Source organism: Streptomyces sp. NPDC029139 (assembly GCF_055564335.1).
This window is the reverse complement of record NZ_JBVHWN010000003.1, coordinates 209,666-225,067: the sequence shown is the minus strand read 5'-3', so window position 1 is coordinate 225,067 and position 15,402 is coordinate 209,666. Positions and strand designations below refer to the sequence as shown.

At 70.0% G+C, this 15,402-nt stretch carries 14 protein-coding genes and 1 riboswitch; of the genes, 5 read left to right on the top strand and 9 right to left on the bottom strand.

Annotated elements, in window-relative coordinates:
- The first annotated feature begins 22 nt into the window (after positions 1–22).
- The gene (locus ACZ4VW_RS08860) at positions 23–421 is read left to right on the top strand and encodes a DUF6153 family protein (protein ID WP_467960009.1); all 399 of its coding nucleotides are present in this window, start codon (positions 23–25) and stop codon (positions 419–421) included.
- 93 nt (positions 422–514) lie between these two features.
- On the top strand, positions 515–1,153 hold the full coding sequence (locus ACZ4VW_RS08855) for a DUF305 domain-containing protein (protein WP_467960007.1): 639 nt from the start codon (positions 515–517) through the stop codon (positions 1,151–1,153).
- Positions 1,154–1,217: 64 nt separating this feature from the next.
- Here the strand turns inward: ACZ4VW_RS08855 and ACZ4VW_RS08850 are convergent, their stop codons facing one another.
- The 3 genes from ACZ4VW_RS08850 to ACZ4VW_RS08840 all read right to left on the bottom strand — a co-directional run bounded on the left by ACZ4VW_RS08850 (position 1,218) and on the right by ACZ4VW_RS08840 (position 4,963).
- Complete coding sequence (locus ACZ4VW_RS08850; protein ID WP_467960006.1) at positions 1,218–2,444, bottom strand: DUF1015 domain-containing protein; 1,227 nt, start codon at positions 2,442–2,444, stop codon at positions 1,218–1,220.
- Between the two features lie 78 nt (positions 2,445–2,522).
- The gene (locus tag ACZ4VW_RS08845) at positions 2,523–3,818 is read right to left on the bottom strand and encodes an MDR family MFS transporter (RefSeq protein WP_467960004.1); all 1,296 of its coding nucleotides are present in this window, start codon (positions 3,816–3,818) and stop codon (positions 2,523–2,525) included.
- Entirely contained in the window at positions 3,818–4,963 is a 1,146-nt protein-coding gene (locus ACZ4VW_RS08840) for a PLP-dependent cysteine synthase family protein (protein ID WP_467960002.1), read from the bottom strand. The genes ACZ4VW_RS08845 and ACZ4VW_RS08840 overlap by 1 nt, the downstream gene beginning before the upstream one ends.
- A 1,447-nt stretch (positions 4,964–6,410) precedes the next feature.
- Positions 6,411–6,549: riboswitch (cobalamin riboswitch) on the top strand.
- 33 nt (positions 6,550–6,582) lie between these two features.
- On the opposite strand from ACZ4VW_RS08840, the gene ACZ4VW_RS08835 reads away from it, so the two are divergent.
- Positions 6,583–6,798 carry a CbtB domain-containing protein gene (locus ACZ4VW_RS08835; protein ID WP_467960000.1) on the top strand — a complete coding sequence of 72 codons (216 nt, stop codon included), beginning with the start codon at positions 6,583–6,585 and terminating at the stop codon, positions 6,796–6,798.
- An 18-nt stretch (positions 6,799–6,816) separates the two neighbouring features.
- Complete coding sequence (locus ACZ4VW_RS08830; protein ID WP_467959998.1) at positions 6,817–7,584, top strand: CbtA family protein; 768 nt, start codon at positions 6,817–6,819, stop codon at positions 7,582–7,584.
- A 58-nt stretch (positions 7,585–7,642) separates the two neighbouring features.
- Here ACZ4VW_RS08830 and ACZ4VW_RS08825 read toward each other — a convergent pair whose 3' ends face one another.
- On the bottom strand, positions 7,643–8,683 hold the full coding sequence (locus tag ACZ4VW_RS08825; protein ID WP_467959996.1) for a C40 family peptidase: 1,041 nt from the start codon (positions 8,681–8,683) through the stop codon (positions 7,643–7,645).
- A gap of 219 nt (positions 8,684–8,902) precedes the next feature.
- Between ACZ4VW_RS08825 and ACZ4VW_RS08820 the strand changes: the two genes are divergently transcribed.
- Positions 8,903–9,523, top strand: a complete 621-nt coding sequence (locus tag ACZ4VW_RS08820; RefSeq protein WP_467959994.1) for a histidine phosphatase family protein — start codon at positions 8,903–8,905, stop codon at positions 9,521–9,523.
- 28 nt (positions 9,524–9,551) lie between these two features.
- Here the strand turns inward: ACZ4VW_RS08820 and ACZ4VW_RS08815 are convergent, their stop codons facing one another.
- The 5 genes from ACZ4VW_RS08815 to ACZ4VW_RS08795 form a co-directional block, all read right to left on the bottom strand.
- Positions 9,552–10,337, bottom strand: a complete 786-nt coding sequence (locus ACZ4VW_RS08815; protein ID WP_467959992.1) for an SGNH/GDSL hydrolase family protein — start codon at positions 10,335–10,337, stop codon at positions 9,552–9,554.
- Positions 10,338–10,606: 269 nt separating this feature from the next.
- Entirely contained in the window at positions 10,607–11,518 is a 912-nt protein-coding gene (locus ACZ4VW_RS08810) for a F510_1955 family glycosylhydrolase (protein WP_467959990.1), read from the bottom strand.
- A gap of 365 nt (positions 11,519–11,883) precedes the next feature.
- Positions 11,884–14,154 (bottom strand): heavy metal translocating P-type ATPase, encoded by a 2,271-nt coding sequence (locus ACZ4VW_RS08805; RefSeq protein ID WP_467959988.1) that lies wholly within the window; start codon positions 14,152–14,154, stop codon positions 11,884–11,886.
- A 36-nt stretch (positions 14,155–14,190) separates the two neighbouring features.
- Entirely contained in the window at positions 14,191–14,409 is a 219-nt protein-coding gene (locus tag ACZ4VW_RS08800) for a heavy-metal-associated domain-containing protein (protein WP_467959986.1), read from the bottom strand.
- A 298-nt stretch (positions 14,410–14,707) separates the two neighbouring features.
- A complete protein-coding gene (locus tag ACZ4VW_RS08795) occupies positions 14,708–15,292 on the bottom strand; it encodes a TetR/AcrR family transcriptional regulator (RefSeq protein ID WP_467959984.1) in 585 nt (194 codons plus the stop codon).
- Positions 15,293–15,402: the final 110 nt, after the last annotated feature.

The window sequence follows — 15,402 nt, the reverse complement described above, 5'->3', positions numbered from 1 at the left end:
AGTCAGCGCCTACGATGGGGCCATGAGTGCCGTCAGGAAGAGCGCAGCGCCGCCGAAGAGGCTGCGTCTGGATGTGCTGCTCGTCCTGGCCGTGCTCCTTGGGCTGCTGGGCATGCACGCCATGGGGCCCGTTCCTGCGATCGCGCAGGCGAGCGGCTCCCACCAGCCCGCAGCCGTGGTGATCGACGCGGCGACTGGGCACTGTGATCACGACTGCTCGGGCCACGAAGGGAAAGGCAACCACGCCGATCCGACGTGCGCCTCGGCCGCTGTCGGGGCCTCGGTCTCTCTCCCCCCGCTCCAGCCCACGGTGATCTGCCCGGCCGAACCTGCCGCGGGCCTCGTCACCACAGACACCGTTGCAGCCAACGGTGGGCGTGCTCCGCCCTCGCTGTCCGAACTTCAGCTCCTGCGGATCTAGGAAGCACCTGCGGCGCCGTGACCCATGTGGCTCGCCCACCGGGCGAGGCGGCGCTCATCGGCATACCTTCCGAAGCGAACGCAGGAGTCATACATGAACACGTACCGTAAGCCGATCCGCCGTACCGCCCTCGTCGCAGCCACCGGCGTCGCCGCCTTGGTGCTCGCCGCCTGCGGCGGCAATGGAGGAGGCGGGCACGACATGGGCTCCATGGAGTCCACGACCTCCGCCCCCGCCACCAGCGCGCCGGCGCAGACCGGTGACCACAACGCGGCGGACGTCTCCTTCGCCAAGGACATGATCCAGCACCACCGCCAGGCCGTGGAGATGGCCGATCTGGCCCCCACGCGGGCGTCGTCCGCGGAGACCAAGGAACTGGCCGCGAAGATCAAGGGCGCCCAGGACCCGGAGATCAAGACTATGTCCGGCTGGCTGACCTCTTGGGGCGAGGAAGTCCCCGCAGACATGGCTGACCAAGGCCACGACATGGCTCATGGCATGCCCGGCATGATGAGTAAGGAGGACATGGACGAGCTCATGAAGGCCAAGGGTGCTGAGTTCGACAAGATGTTCGCCGAGATGATGATCAAGCACCACGAGGGTGCCATCGAGATGGCCGAGAAGGAGAAGGCGGAGGGCAAGTACGGCCCCGCCCTCGAGCTGGCCGATGAGGTGATCAAGGCCCAGACGGCAGAGATCGAGCAGATGAACAAGATGCTCGGCAAGAGCTGACGGAAGCTCGGGACGCGTATGAGGGGCACGGCCGGCACCAACCGGCCGTGCCCCGCTGCTGCGCCTATGTGTTCCGTAGGACCCGCATCACGAGTCCGGCGGCGGGCTTCGGTCCGAACGAGGTGGACTTGCGGGGTAGGAGAACGCCCTGCTCGGCGAGTTCTCGCACTCCGTCCTCGGTGGGGGCCGGCAGAAGCACGGCGATGCCCGTGCCCCGGGAGGTCACCGCGGCGACGGCCCGGTCGGCGTCGTGCAGGTGGACGACCGCGCCGGGCAGGTCGGGTATGGACCAGCAGACCGGGATGAGGAGACTGTCGGTCACAGCTGCCGGCTGAGCCCGCCACTCGATCGGCAGTCCGGCCAGCGCGTCGGACAGAGTCGACGCCCGCGGTTCCGTCACGCTCCAGGCCCGCCTGTCGCCGACGAGCACCAGTTCGCCCGGCCGGGGGAGTCGGGGGCCGGAAGGAAGCGGCCGGACGCGCGCGACGCCGGCTGCCGCTCGCGCGGCCTTCTCCGCCTCCAGACCGGGCAGGACACGGTGGATCGCCCTGAGCCGCAGCGGAGTCGATGCCGAGTCGACGAGCAACGCCAGGCTGCGCTGCCAGGGGACGCCGTCCCGCCACCGGGCGAGCCGGCGCGCGGCGGCGAGGCGGTGGTGCCCGTCGGCGACCAGCGGAATCCGGGGCCCACCGAGGCCGGCGGTGAGGAGGTCCTGGTCGGCGGGATCGGTGCACCGCCAGAGATAGTGCGTGACGCCGCCCAGTTGGGCGCTGGCGACGCGCGGGTGCTCCGCGACCCACTCCGCCAGACGGCGGCCGGTCCCCTCGGTGGAGCGGTGCGTGAGCAGCAGGGGCTCCAACTGGGCCCCGAGACCGGACATGTGGGCGGCGCGCTGCCGTACGACGTGTTCCTGCACGTCCTCGTGCGGGACAACGGGGCCGGCGTGGGGGCCGGCGACGGTGAGCTCGCCGATCAGGCCACGCTGCAGGAGTCGGGGGCCCAGGCGTTGCTCGTAGACGTACAAGGAGGGGGCGGGGTCGCGGCGCAGTACGCCGCGCTCCAGCCACCGTTCCATCTGACCGGCGGCGTCCTGCGGATTGGGCGCGAAGAGCAGTCGGGCTATGTGGTGGGGGCGTGCGCGCTGGGCACGGGCGTGGGCGGGGCTCATGTCGTCGTACGGGGCGCTGAGGACGGCGGCCAGCTGGCCGGCCCGCGCCGGGTCGTATCGGACGGCGCGAAACGGATGGAGCCGTACGGTGGTAGGCGCCTTCAGCGACGGGACGGTCGTCAAGGTTCACTCCCGAATGTGGGCATGGCGGTCAGGGGGCGGGCGCGTCGTGGGCGCCCGCCCCCTGCCGTCGGCGTCAGGTCAGACGGTCACGGGCTGCGGCCGGGCCTCGGCCGGTGGTTCGGCGAGGCGGCCGGTGCGGTGCAGGCCGTACAGGGTGGCGGTGCACGCCAGGCCGAGCGCGGTCAGCGCTAGCCAGGGCAGGGCGGAAAGGCCGGCCTTCCGGGCGGCGTCTAGCGCGGCCCCGGTCAGGAGGTTGCCGACGGTGATGCCGACTCCGCAGATGGTGTTGTAGAGGCCGTAGTGCGTGGCGACGAGGCGGTTGCCGGAGAGCCGGACGATGGTGTCCATCTCGAACGGGTAGGCGATCATCGTGCCCACGGCCAGGAGCAGCGCCGCGAGCGTCGGCGGTACGGCGGCCAGCAGCCACAGCCCGATGCCGTCGCCCGGTACGGGAATCGCCGTGGCCGCGAGCAGGGGCACGAAGGCCACGCCCATAGTGAGCAGGCCCCAGGTGAGGGCGCGCCCCGGCGCCATACGGGCCTTGCACCAGGCGGTCACCTTGGTCTGGAAGAGGATCGTGCTCAGCCCGGACACGGCGAACAGGGCGGCGACGGCCGCTGTGCCGAAGGTGCCCTCGCCGCCCAGCCGCCGGACCTCCAGGGGAAGCGCAAGGTAGACCTGGAAGGACATGACGTACGAACCGATCATGGCCACCGAGAAGAGCAGGAACGGGCGGTTGGCGAGGATGCCGCGCCACTCGGCCAGCACGCTCTGCCCCTCCTTCTCCTTCGTCTCCTTGGCCCGGCGGGCGGGCAAGACGCGGATCTGCACGACGCTCAGCACGGCGAAGATGCCCGCCGCGACCAGGCAGGTGACGCGGAAGTCGACCCCGGTCAGCACCATGCCGACCAGCGGCCCGAGCAGGATGCCCGCCTGGTAGAAGACGTTGAACAGTGCAAATGCCTCCACCCGGCGCTCGCCCGCGTCGGCGGCGAGGTAGGCGCGGGTGGCTGGGTTGAACAGGGCGCCGGCCAGACCCGTCGCCGCGGAAGCGGCGATCAGCGCGGGCACGGAGTCCACCAGGCCGAGGGTCGCGAAGCCGACAGTCCGCAAGACGAGGCCGGCGATGATCATCGGTTTGTAGCCGAGCCGGTCGGCGAGGGTGCCGCCGACGAGGAACATGCCCTGCTGGCTGAAGTTGCGTACGCCGAGGATGAGTCCGACGAGCCAGCCGGCGAGGCCCAAGGGCCCGGCGAGATGCGCCGCCAAATAGGGCATCAGCATGTAGAAGCCGAGATTGATGGTGAACTGGTTCACCATCAGCAGCTGCACGCTGCGGTCGTACGAGCGGACTTGGGAGATCGTGCCCTTCATCAGACCTGCTCCTCCGCGGCGTCCGCGAGGTCCTCGCCGTCCACGTCCACGTCCATGTCAGCGTCCGTATCGGTGAGCGCGAGGGGGTCGACCACGGTGGCGCAGCGGGTCCAGCGGGTGACCTCCTTCTCGTCCAGACGACCGATGACGTCCGGCTCGATCGCGGGCGGCCCGTCGAGCAGACCGTGGGCCGCGCAGTAGTCGTCGTCGTACACGGTGCTGAGGTAGCGCTGCGGGCCGTCGGGGAAGATCGCGGCGATCCGTGTCTCCTTGGGCAGGGAGCGGGCGAGCCAGCCCGCGACCAGGGCGACGGCGCCGACGCTCCAGCCGCCGGTGGCGTAGTGGGAGGTGGCGAGCTGACGGCAGGACCACACCGCCTCGCTCGGCGCGACCCAGTGCACCTCGCTGAACTGCTCGTACGCGACGTTGCGCGGGTAGATGCTCGATCCGAGGCCGCGCATGAGCCGGGTGCGCGCCGGCTGGCCGAAGATCGTGGAGCCGATGGTGTCGACTCCGACGAGGGTCAGGTCGGGGTAGAGCTGGCGCAGGACGCGTGAGACGCCGGCCGAGTGTCCGCCGGTGCCGACGCTGCACACCAGGACGTCGATGTGGCCGAGTTCCGTGGCGAGTTCGAGGGCGAGCGGCGTGTAGGCGGTGGTGTTGTCCGGGTTGTTGTACTGGTCCGGGCACCAGGAGCCGGGGTGCTGTTCGAGGAGCTGGGCGACGCGGTCGCGGCGGGCCTGCTGCCAGCCGCCGGTGGGGTGGGGTTCGGCGACGACGTTGACCTGGGCGCCGTAGGCGGTCAGCAGCCGGGTCATGGACGTCTCCAGGCCCGGGTCGGTGACCAGGGTGACGGGGTGGCCGTACACCATGCCGGCGAGGGCGAGCCCGAGACCGAGCGTTCCGCTGGTGGACTCGATGATCCGGGCGCCGGGGCGCAGGTCGCCGCGGGCGCGGGCTCGTTCGACCATGTGCAGGCCGGGGCGGTCCTTGATGCCGCCGGGGTTGAAGCCCTCCAGCTTGGCCCAGAATCCGCGGCCAACAGGGGCGAGCGGCTCTGAGATGTGGAGGAGCGGTGTGTTGCCTACCAGCCCGGACAGGGCGGAGCGGGTGGGGGGTGTGACGTCGGTGGTCGAGGAGTGCATGTTCCGCTCTCATTTCGGTGGTGCGCGTCGAGTACTCGTTCGGGAGTGCGGCCGCGTTGCACGCGGCCGGGAGCCGAACGGTCTAGATGCGCCACCGGCAGACGCGGATCTGCGTCGAGCGACCTGATCCCGCTATGGGCGCTGGGGCATGGGGCGGAGCACGTACCACAGTGGCCGAGGCTGGCAGGGTGTCGCCGAAGGATGCGGCGAGCGCGATGGCGTCGGACACGTGCCGTGTCGCGGCGGGGGTCTCCGGCACGACGCCGGCGGAGGAACAGTGGGTGCCGTGGCCGTGGTGCCCGTGTTGCGGGGACCGGTCTTCCGCGCGCTCGGCATAGAGGCCGAGCGCGGCCGTGGTGACGGTGTCTCTGTCCACTGTGGCGTGCCCGGCTTCGCCCCCAGGCGTGAGGCAGAGGAAGACCGACAGCATCAGGGCGCCGATCACAGCGGCGATCAAAGGGTTGTTGGGATGGCGAGGCACAGTTCCTCCGGGCGGGGCCGTACCGGTCTCGGTCCCTGGTGACAGGAGGGAGCGGTACCCGCGAGAGATGTGGGTCATGGGGGGGGCAGAACGCGCCGCTCGTCTCGCCACCGGGCACGCAAGCACGCAGGCGGGTGGGCGGAAGTGAGCGGACGGCAGGGCGTTCTACACCTGAAGAACCGTCGAGGCTCTCGGGGCGGCGGACGGTGTTGTGTTGGCCTCGACCACGTGGACGTGAGTCTGGATGCAAGGCTCGGAAGAGCACGGCGCATCGGGCTGTCGTGCGGAACACGGCGTATTGGGTGCCGGCGTTCCGTCCGGCAGTCCCGGCGAGCATTCGTGGGCCGGATGCGCCGGGTCCAGTCCGCCGGAGCTTTCCTCAATGCTGTGGGAGATGCTGGACAGGGCGGGCGACACGACAACCACAGCCCCGTCCATGTCCATGTGCACTCCATGCCCGGCCAGGAGGCCGAACAGGAGCGCGACCAGGCCGAGCAGCCGTCGCAGCCTCACCGAAAGGCGGGATTGCGACGCACGCGAGCGCGACCGGGCTGTAATCACGTCGTTATCTTAACCAGCTCTTCGGGATTGTTCGGAATTCCGTCCGGAACATGGCGTGAATAAGTCGTGTAGACGCTCGCTCGATTGTCCGATTTAGAGGAATCGGTGAGGGTCTTTACTAATCAACTAAGAAATAAATTTACGGCTCAACGATGCTCTTCCCGTCTGCTCGGATCGGTCTGTGCGGTGGTCGGTGCCGACGGCCGCGCAGTGGTCCGACTGGACGAGCGTGACGCGTGGCGGCGCTCTCTAGTCACTCGCCGAGGCGTCGTCGTATACGGCAGGCGCGTTCGCGTCGCACTGAGGCCGTCCCGGAGTGCGTGAGGTCTGGGGGACCCTGGTCGTTTCTTCTACCTTCTTTAGAAGCTCTTGACTGTGGGCGCGGGTCCTGTCGGCTACTTTGACCAGGACAAGTCAATCGACGGGCAGCGGAAGCCGGTGGGAATCCGGCACGGTCGCGCCACTGTGTGTCCGGCGGCAGCCGCTCATTCCCTGAGCCCTGCGGCCCGGCGAGTCAGACTCGCCCCGTCGTTCGAGCTCCACCGACCGGGACGCGAGTTCCCCTGGAGGTCCTGCCATGGCCCAGGCCACTGCTCAGCCGAGTGCTGCCGCCACCCCCGCCGTACTCCCCATCAAGTCGATTCTGCCCTGGGCCGTGTTCTTCGGGGCCCTGATGCTGCTTGCGCTCTTCTTCGTCGGCGCAGAACAGGGTGCCACCGCGATCTTCGCTGGCGAAGGCGTCCATGAGTGGGTGCACGACGGCCGTCACCTGCTCGGCTTCCCCTGCCACTGAGACAGAGGAACCCGGATCATGAACTCCACAATCGTCGGCAAGCTCCTCGCCCGCGGCATGGTGGCCGGCCTCGTGGCCGGACTCCTCGCTCTGGTCGTCGCCTACTTCCTCGGCGAGCCGCCGACGGAGGCGGGCATCGCCTATGAGGCGGCACACAGCCACGAGGAGGGCGAGGAACTGGTCAGCCGTGCTGCCCAGTCCACCACCGGTCTCGCGACCGGCGTCCTCGTCTACGGCGTCGGCCTGGGCGGCATCGCCGCGCTGGCGTACTGCTTCGCCCTGGGCCGTGTCGGTGCGTTCGGCCCCCGCGCCACGGCCGGGCTGCTGTCTCTCGGCGGCCTGCTCGCGGTCTACGTCGTGCCGTTCTTCAAGTACCCGGCCAACCCGCCGGCGGTCAGCGACCCGGCCACGATCAGTCAACGCACCACCCTCTACCTGCTCATGGTGGTGCTCAGCGTGCTGCTCGCCGTCGCCGCGGTGATCCTCGGCAAGCGGCTCGCGCTCCGTCTGGGCAACTGGAACGCGACCGTCGCGGCAGGAGCGTTCTTCGCCCTCGCCGTCGGACTCGCGTACGCCTTCCTGCCCGCGGTCAGCGAGATGCCGAAGGACTTCCCCGCCGAGGTCGTCTGGCAGTTCCGCATCTCCGCGCTCGCCATCCAGGCCACGCTGTGGGCCGGATTCGGTCTCGTCTTCGGCGTGCTGGCCGAGCGGCTGCTGCAGCCGCGCCGGACCGGCGAGCGGCTCGAGGTAGCGGAGCCGGGGGCAGCGGTCGCGCCCTCGCCCTGAAGCCCGTCCGCACGCGAGGGGCGCCGGTCTCGTACCGGCGCCCCTTCCGCTGTGTGCGTCAGCCGATGCGTACGCCCCACATGAAGGGCATGCCGCTGCGGGCGATAGACTCGTAGCGGACCTGTGCGCCGGGCTTGGGGGCGTGAAGGATCTGTCCGTTCCCGGCGTAGAAGCCGACGTGGCTGAGGTCGCTGCGCATGAGGATCAGGTCGCCGGGCTTTAGGGCGCTCAGGGAGTTGATGCGCGTCCCGGCGCCGGCCTGCGCCTGGGAGGTCCGGGGTATCGTCACGCCGGCCTGGCGGTACGCCCAGGACGTGAGCCCGGAGCAGTCGAACGATGTCGGGCCGCTAGCACCCCAGACGTACGGCATGCCGACCCGGCTCTTGGCCGCGGCGAAGGCCGCCGCGGCGCGCCCGGAGGCGCTGGCCTCGTTGCTCAGTTCGGTGCGCTCGCTCGCCCGGTTGGCCCGGTCCTCCTCCTGCGCGATCCGGGCCCGCTCCTTTGCCGAGAGGGTGTTGAGGAGGCGCTGGGCTTCCCGCAGCTTGCCTTGGATCTCCGTCTTCCGGCTGCCCAGTTCCTTCTGTACGGAGTTCAGGTCACGCAGCTTCCCGGATGCCTCCGCGCGCTGCTGCTGGAGCGCCCGCTGCTGGGCGAGGAACTGGTGCAGCACGGCTGCCTGCCGTTCGCCGGCCCGGTCCAGGGCGGACGCCTTCTCCAGGTACGTGTCGGGGTCCTCGGACAGGAACAGCTGGAGGGCAGGGTCGAGGCCGCCGGAACGGTACTGATCGGCGGCCACCGTACCGATTTTGTCGCGGAGTTCGTTCAGCTCAACCTGTTTGCGCGCCGCCGAGTCCTGGAGGGTCTCCACTTCCTTCTTGAGCGCGTCGGACTTCTCCTTGGCCCCGTTGTACTTCTCGGTGGCCTGGGTCGCCTGTTCGTAGAGACGGTCCACCTGCGCCTTGACGCCCTTTTTGCTCGGGTCAGGCAGGGGGTCGGCCGAAGCGGCCTGGGTGGAGAGGGCCACGGCCGCCGCGGCGGTGGCGGTGATGACGCCGGTGTAGCGCGGACTTGACTGCTTCGGGCGGCGGTGGGAGGCCACGGCGGAGCTCCTTCTTCCTCGACCGCCGACGGACTGGGCGTACAGCTGGCGCGGCGGCGTCTCCGTCGCCGCCCCGGATGGGCGACCGGCTGCGAAGACGTCACGAATACTAAGCTGCTTAGAAACTTAGCTCCAATGAGGGTCTGCGCGGCACGGCGTGAGGGATGTCACAAGTGGGTCGGACAAGGGGGAGAAAGCTCTCGCCGGGAGCGTCTTACGATGATCCGGTTTCTGTGCACAACGAAGGGAACGCTTGTGACCGTCCGGCTCACGCTGCTGTGCGCCCCCGCCGCTGCGGAGCGCGATGTGCGATTCGGCGATGTGCCGCTGGACGAGCGGGCGCTGCGGCAGGCCGGGGAATTGGCTGCTGCCCTGCCGCGAGCCTCACTGCACTACTCGGCACCCTCGGAGCGATGCGAGCAGACGGTCCGTGCCCTGAGGTGGGATGTCGTAACCGTCGAGCCGGCCCTTCGCGACGTGGACATGGGCAGGTGGGCAGGGCGGACCCTCGGTGAAGTCGCCGAGCGGGAGAGCGACGGGCTTGCCGCCTGGACGACCGATCCCGAAGCGGCACCGCATGGTGGCGAGTCCGTGTCACAGCTGTGCGAGCGGGTCGCCGTCTGGCTCGACGGATTGCCCGCTGATGCCGGGCGGGTGCTGGCCGTCGCGGAACAGTCGGTGGTGCGTGCGGCGGTCGTCGGTGCGTTGGGCATGCCGCGGGCCTTGTTCTGGCGGATCGATGTGCCGCCCCTGGCCGCAGTGCAACTCATCGGGCGGAACGGCCGCTGGAACCTGCGGATGGGGACGCTCTCGGCCGTGCGGACCTGGGAAGAGAACTGACCGCCGGCGATACGGGGCCATCGGGGAGCTACAGGGGAAGCAGTTGCGGACGCTTCGGCACCAGGACCTCGTCGGATGCCCTGCCGAGCACGTGCTGTCCAAGCCAGGGAAGGAGGTGTTCCTTGGCCCAGCGAAGGTCTTCCAGCCTCTGGGGCTGTCGTACGCGTCCCTGTAGTGCGTGGGTTGCGGGTGCGCTTCGCATCGGGCGTAGCCCCAGAACGCCTGCGGCTCGTAGTGCGACCTGTCGGTGCCCTTCGGACGACAGGTGCAGTCGGTCATCGCTCCACGCGCGGGGATGCTGGAGGGCCTTCATCGACCAGAGGTCCACGACCAGGCATCCGTGCCGATCCGCTATGGCGTGGACGTGTGCGGTGTAGGTGGCGATCTTCCCTCGCAGTCGGCGCAGTACGGGCGTGCTCCGGGGATCGAAGCCGGTGAACACGAGCACGGTCTTCGCGTTGGAGCTGAGCTCGACCACTGCTTCCTCGAACCGCTCGGCGATGCGGTCCACCGAACTGCCCAGCCGTAAGATGTCGTTGCCGCCGGCGCAGAAGCTCACCAGGTCCGGCGTCAGTTCGCCCACCTGCGCCACCTGCTCCTCGATGATCTCGTCGATGAGCCGGCCACGAACGGCGAGATTGGCGTAGCGGAAGGGTACCGGCGAGCGGCGGGCCAGCAGGTCGGCGAGGCGATCGGCCCACCCCAGGAGAGTGCCGTCGGGAGCCTCGTCGCCGAGCCCCTCGGTGAAGCTGTCTCCCAAGGCTACGAACGAGCCGATGGGGACGCTGTCAACTGTGCTCTGCCTCTCCAGCATTCTCGCCCTCCCCTGGACACCCGGTTTTGTCGCGTCTCGAGAAGCCGTAGGACCGGGCGAGCGCACCGTGAGGTACGCCGGGCGGGCGGGGGATGTGCCGCAGACGTACCTGCAACCATGGGGCATCGCCCGGTCCTAGACGTTGAGGCTCGGTACCGGGGCGCCGGATCCCGAGCCGTGTAAAGCATCCTGGCGTGGGCGCGCAGCGCGCGACAAGCGCATTCTCTTGCGGCAACACGCGATGGCGTGATCACGCCAGGATGCTCACCTCAGTGGTGACTGCCGCTGGCCACGGAGATGCGCTTGGTGAACGTCTTCCCCGCGTCCCGGGACTCGTAGATGCCGTCTTGGGTGGCTGCGAGAATGTGCTTCTCGTCGACGGCGGTCAGGGCCTGTGGCTGGCCTCCGGGTACGGAAGCTGTCTTCTTCCAGGTGCTTCCGCCGTCCGAGCTGATGCTGAGGGCACCGGTGAAGTCGACGCCGAAGAGGGATTCGGTGGACGCCCAGGAGAGGAATTCCATCCCCGGCCCCTGGCCGGGGGCGAAGGTTACGCCTCCGTCCGTGCTGCGCGCGACGCCCTCCGCCGTGGTGGCGACAAGCTGGCTCGGGTCGGCGGGGTTCACCGCGAAGTCGAGGGCCTGCAGGCGAGCGCGGTCCTGCCAGGTCGTGCCGTCCTTGCTGACGCGCAGCAGACCGCCCGTGCTGTCGTACCCGTAAGTGATGCCCTTGGCGTGGTCGAGGCTGTGGAAGTCCGCCTCGCCCTTGAGCGAGGCGGACTTCCAGGACTTTCCGGCGTCGGTGCTCTTGATCAACCCGTGGTTGTCCGGCTGGTCACTGCCGGGGGCCGGGTGGCCGCTGGCCAGGAAGGTCTTGGCGCCGGCCACGGTGAAGCCCATGAAGTCGTCCCTGCTGTCCCCGACGAGCTGAGGGCTTTCCTTGTCATCCGCGGTGTAGATCCCCTCGTGAGTGGCCACGTAGAGCCGGCCGTCCTCCGGGTCGATTCCGAGTCCGTGGATGTGGCTGTGCAGCGCAGGCTGCGGCTCCTTGCCCTGGGTAGCGGCACCATCGGTAGGGCTGCCCTCGCCGCATGCGGCGAGCAGGAAGGTTCCGGCGGCGATGGCGCCGGCCGCGAGAAGAGCGCGGGTGCCCTTTCGGCGGGAGGGAGTCGAGGAGGGGGACATCGGGCTTCACCTCGTGCTGTTTGTGATGTCGGGGTGGGTCGGTTGTGGGGGGAAGTTGCCGGCGGCGGCGCGCGACGCCTCGCCGCAGGCCGTCAGCCGGGCGGTCTGGCATTCACGCTGGCGGGGCGGAGCCGCCCCCGACAGTCAACCGTGCCCCGCCTACCTGCGGCCGGGCGGGGTGGCAGACGACGGCCGGATGAACGGGCCTCGGCGGGCAAGGGGCCCGTGCGAGCTGCTGAAACGGCTGATCGGCGCCGACAAGCAGCGCACTGTTCGTGGGGTGGGGCGGTGGCTGGCGTGAGGGAGCGACGGGGCACGGAAGAGGGGCGGACTCGGCCGGGTCCGCCCCTCGGTGCTGGTTCGCCCTACTTGTCGATGGGCTGGAAGCCCCGCAGGCGCAGGCTGTTGCCGACCACGAAGACCGAGGAGAAGGCCATGGCCGCGCCCGCGATCATCGGGTTGAGCAGTCCGGCAGCGGCGAGCGGCAGGGCCGCCACGTTGTAGGCGAAGGCCCAGAAGAGGTTGGAGCGGATCGTGCCGAGCGTCCTGCGGGAGAGTCGGATCGCGTCGGCCGCGGCCCGCAGGTCCCCGCGTACGAGGGTGAGGTCGCCGGCCTCGATGGCGGCGTCCGTGCCCGTACCCATCGCAAGGCCCAGGTCGGCCTGGGCGAGCGCGGCGGCGTCGTTGACACCGTCCCCGACCATCGCGACCGAACGGCCCTCCGCCTGGAGCCTCTTGACGACGTCGACCTTGTCCTGCGGCATGACCTCCGCGATGACCTCGTCGATGCCGACCTCGGCGGCGACGGACTCGGCGACGGCCTTGTTGTCACCGGTCAGCAGGATCGGGGTCAGTCCGAGCGCCCGCAGCCGCCTGATGGCCTCGGGGCTGGTCTCCTTGACGGCGTCGGCGACCTCCAGGACCGCACGGGCCTCCCCGTCCCAGGCGACCGCGATGGCCGTCCTGCCGGCCGTCTCCGCCGCGTCCTTGGCGGACTTCAGCGACTTCGGCAGCTCCATCGCCCACTCGTCGAGCAGCTTCTCGCGGCCGACGAGGACGGCGTGGCCCTCGACGACGCCCTGCACGCCGAGACCGGGGATGTTGGCGAAGTCCTCGGGCGTCGGCAGCGTGCCCACCCTGGCCGCGGCGCCGGTGGCGACGGCCTGCGCGATCGGGTGCTCCGAGGAGTGCTCCAGGGCGCCCGCGAGGCGCAGCACGTCGGTCTCGTCCGTACCGGCGGCGGTGTGGACCTTGATCAGGGTCATCCGGCCGGTGGTGACGGTGCCGGTCTTGTCGAGGACGATCGTGTCGACCTTGCGGGTGGTCTCCAGGACCTCGGGGCCCTTGATGAGGATGCCGAGCTGGGCGCCGCGGCCGGTGCCGACCATGAGGGCGGTCGGGGTGGCGAGGCCCAGGGCGCAGGGGCAGGCGATGATCAGGACGGCGACGGCGGCGGTGAACGCGGCGGTGAGGCCCTGTCCGGTGCCGAGCCAGAAGCCGAGGGTGCCGAGGGCGAGCGCGATGACGATCGGCACGAAGACGGCGGAGATCTTGTCGGCGAGGCGCTGCGCGGCGGCCTTGCCGTTCTGCGCGTCCTCCACCAGCTTCGCCATCCGGGCGAGCTGGGTGTCGGAGCCGACGCGGGTGGCCTCGACGACCAGCCGGCCGCCGGCGTTCAGGGTGGCGCCGGTGACGGAGTCGCCGGCGGAGACCTCGACCGGGACGGACTCGCCGGTCAGCATGGAGGCGTCGACGGCGGACGAGCCCTCGACGACGGTGCCGTCGGTGGCGATCTTCTCGCCGGGACGGACCAGGAAGCGGTCCCCGACGGCGAGTTCGGCGGTGGGTACGGTGACCTCGCGGCCTCCCCGCAGGACGGTGACCTCCTTGGCGCCCAGCTGCATCAGCGCCTTGAGCGCGGCGCCCGCCTTGCGCTTCGAACGGGCCTCGAAGTAGCGGCCGGCCAGGATGAAGGCGGTGACACCGGCCGCGGCCTCCAGGTAGATGTTCCCGGCGCCGTCACTGCGGGCGATGGTGAACTCGAAGGGGTGGGTCATCCCCGGCGTACCGGCCGTACCGAAGAACAGCGCCCACAGCGACCAGAGGAACGCGGCGATCGTGCCGACCGAGATCAGCGTGTCCATCGTCGCCGCGCCGTGCTTCGCGTTCGTCCAGGCGGCCCGGTGGAACGGCCAGGCCGCGTACACGACGACCGGCGCGGCGAGCGTGAGGCTCAGCCACTGCCAGTACTCGATCTGCAGTGCCGGGACCATCGCCATCGCGATGACGGGTACGGCGAGGGTGACGGCGGTGACCAGCCGCTGCTTGAGGGGCCGCAGCTCCTCGTCGGCCTTCTCCTCGTCGGAGGGGCCGTCCTGGCCGCCGGGGGTCTCGCTCTTCGGGGGAGCGGGCTCGGCCGCGGTGTAGCCGGTCGCCTCGACGGTGGCGATGAGGTCGGCGACGTCGATGTCGGCGTCGAAGGTGACCTTCGCCTTCTCGGTGGCGTAGTTGACGGTGGCCTCGACCCCGTCCATGCGGTTGAGCTTCTTCTCGATGCGGGCCGCGCACGAGGCGCAGGTCATGCCGCCGATGGCGAGCTCGACCTGGGCGGCGCCGGCCGTCGTTGGGGTGCTCATGACTGCTGCTCCTCGTTCGCTGGTGATGTGCTGGGATCAGGCGCGGCCGCGGTAGTCGTAGCCGGCGTCCTCGATCGTCTCCTCGACGACCGTGTCGTCGAGCGCGGCGGTGCTGTGGACGGTGACGAGGCCGGTGCCGATCGTGATGTCGATGGCGTCGACCCCCTCGATCTCGCCGAGCGCCTTCGTGACGACACCCTTGCAGTGGGTGCTGTTGACGCCGTCGACCTTGTAGGTGGTGGTGTACGCGGGCATGAAACCCTCCCGATTCCTTGATACCCCTAGGGGGTATCCGGCTGCGTTATGTCTACCCCATCGCTCGTCGGTCATGCAAGGCGTCTTGGGTGATTTCTCTACCCCCCAGGGGGTATCACGACCAGGTGAAACGGCTCACTGCCGCAGCGCGAGGGCGATGGTGGTGCGGCGGCCACCTGAGGCGACCGCTGCGGCTCTCGGGCAAGCGTGGTGTCATCGATCAGTGCGCCAGGACTCCGGGTATGTGAGCACCTGGCTCGGGTGCTGGTGGCCCCTGTCAAGGCATCACTGGCTCGGGTCACTGGCTCACGAGTGCGGTGACGAGCCGTTGGACGGCCGGGCGCGGGTCGGGTGTGCCCGGCCATGAGGTCATCAGTAGGTGGTGGCAAGTGCCCACGAGGGCGAGGGCCGCCGTGCTCGCGTCCACGCGGCTGGCTACCCGACCGAGCTCCTGTTCCGCACGGAGGTAGTCGGTGACCGCCTCTTCGATCGCCGCGAAGCCGGGCGCCCCGGACTGGAAGGCCTCCCGGACGCGGAGCGCGGCGGCGGGCCGAGTCATAGCGAGGCCCGACAGGGCGGGACCGCCGGAGTCGAACAGTGCGAGGACGACAGCGTCCAGGTTTCCGGTCACCGCACCTTGCCCGGCGAGCCCGGCCAGGGCGCCAGCCCGCTCGGTGGTGCGTGCGAACCGGTCGAGGACGAGCTCGGCCACGAACGCGTCCAAGCTCGCGAAGTGCGTGTGTAGCAGCCCCTTGGCACACCCCGCCTCCATGGTGACGGCACGGCTGGTGAGGGCGCCCGGCCCGTCCCTCTCGACGACGCGTTCCGCGGCCGCGAACAGGCGCTCGCGCACGTCCGGGGTCGCCACTCCACGCGGTGACATCAGCCTGCCCGTCCTCTCTGTCGTGCTCCGCCGTCCTGACGGACCTGGATCGTATGGCCATTGCCAGTATGGGCGCTCGCCCATACTGTGGGGCGCGCAGGTTTGGGCAT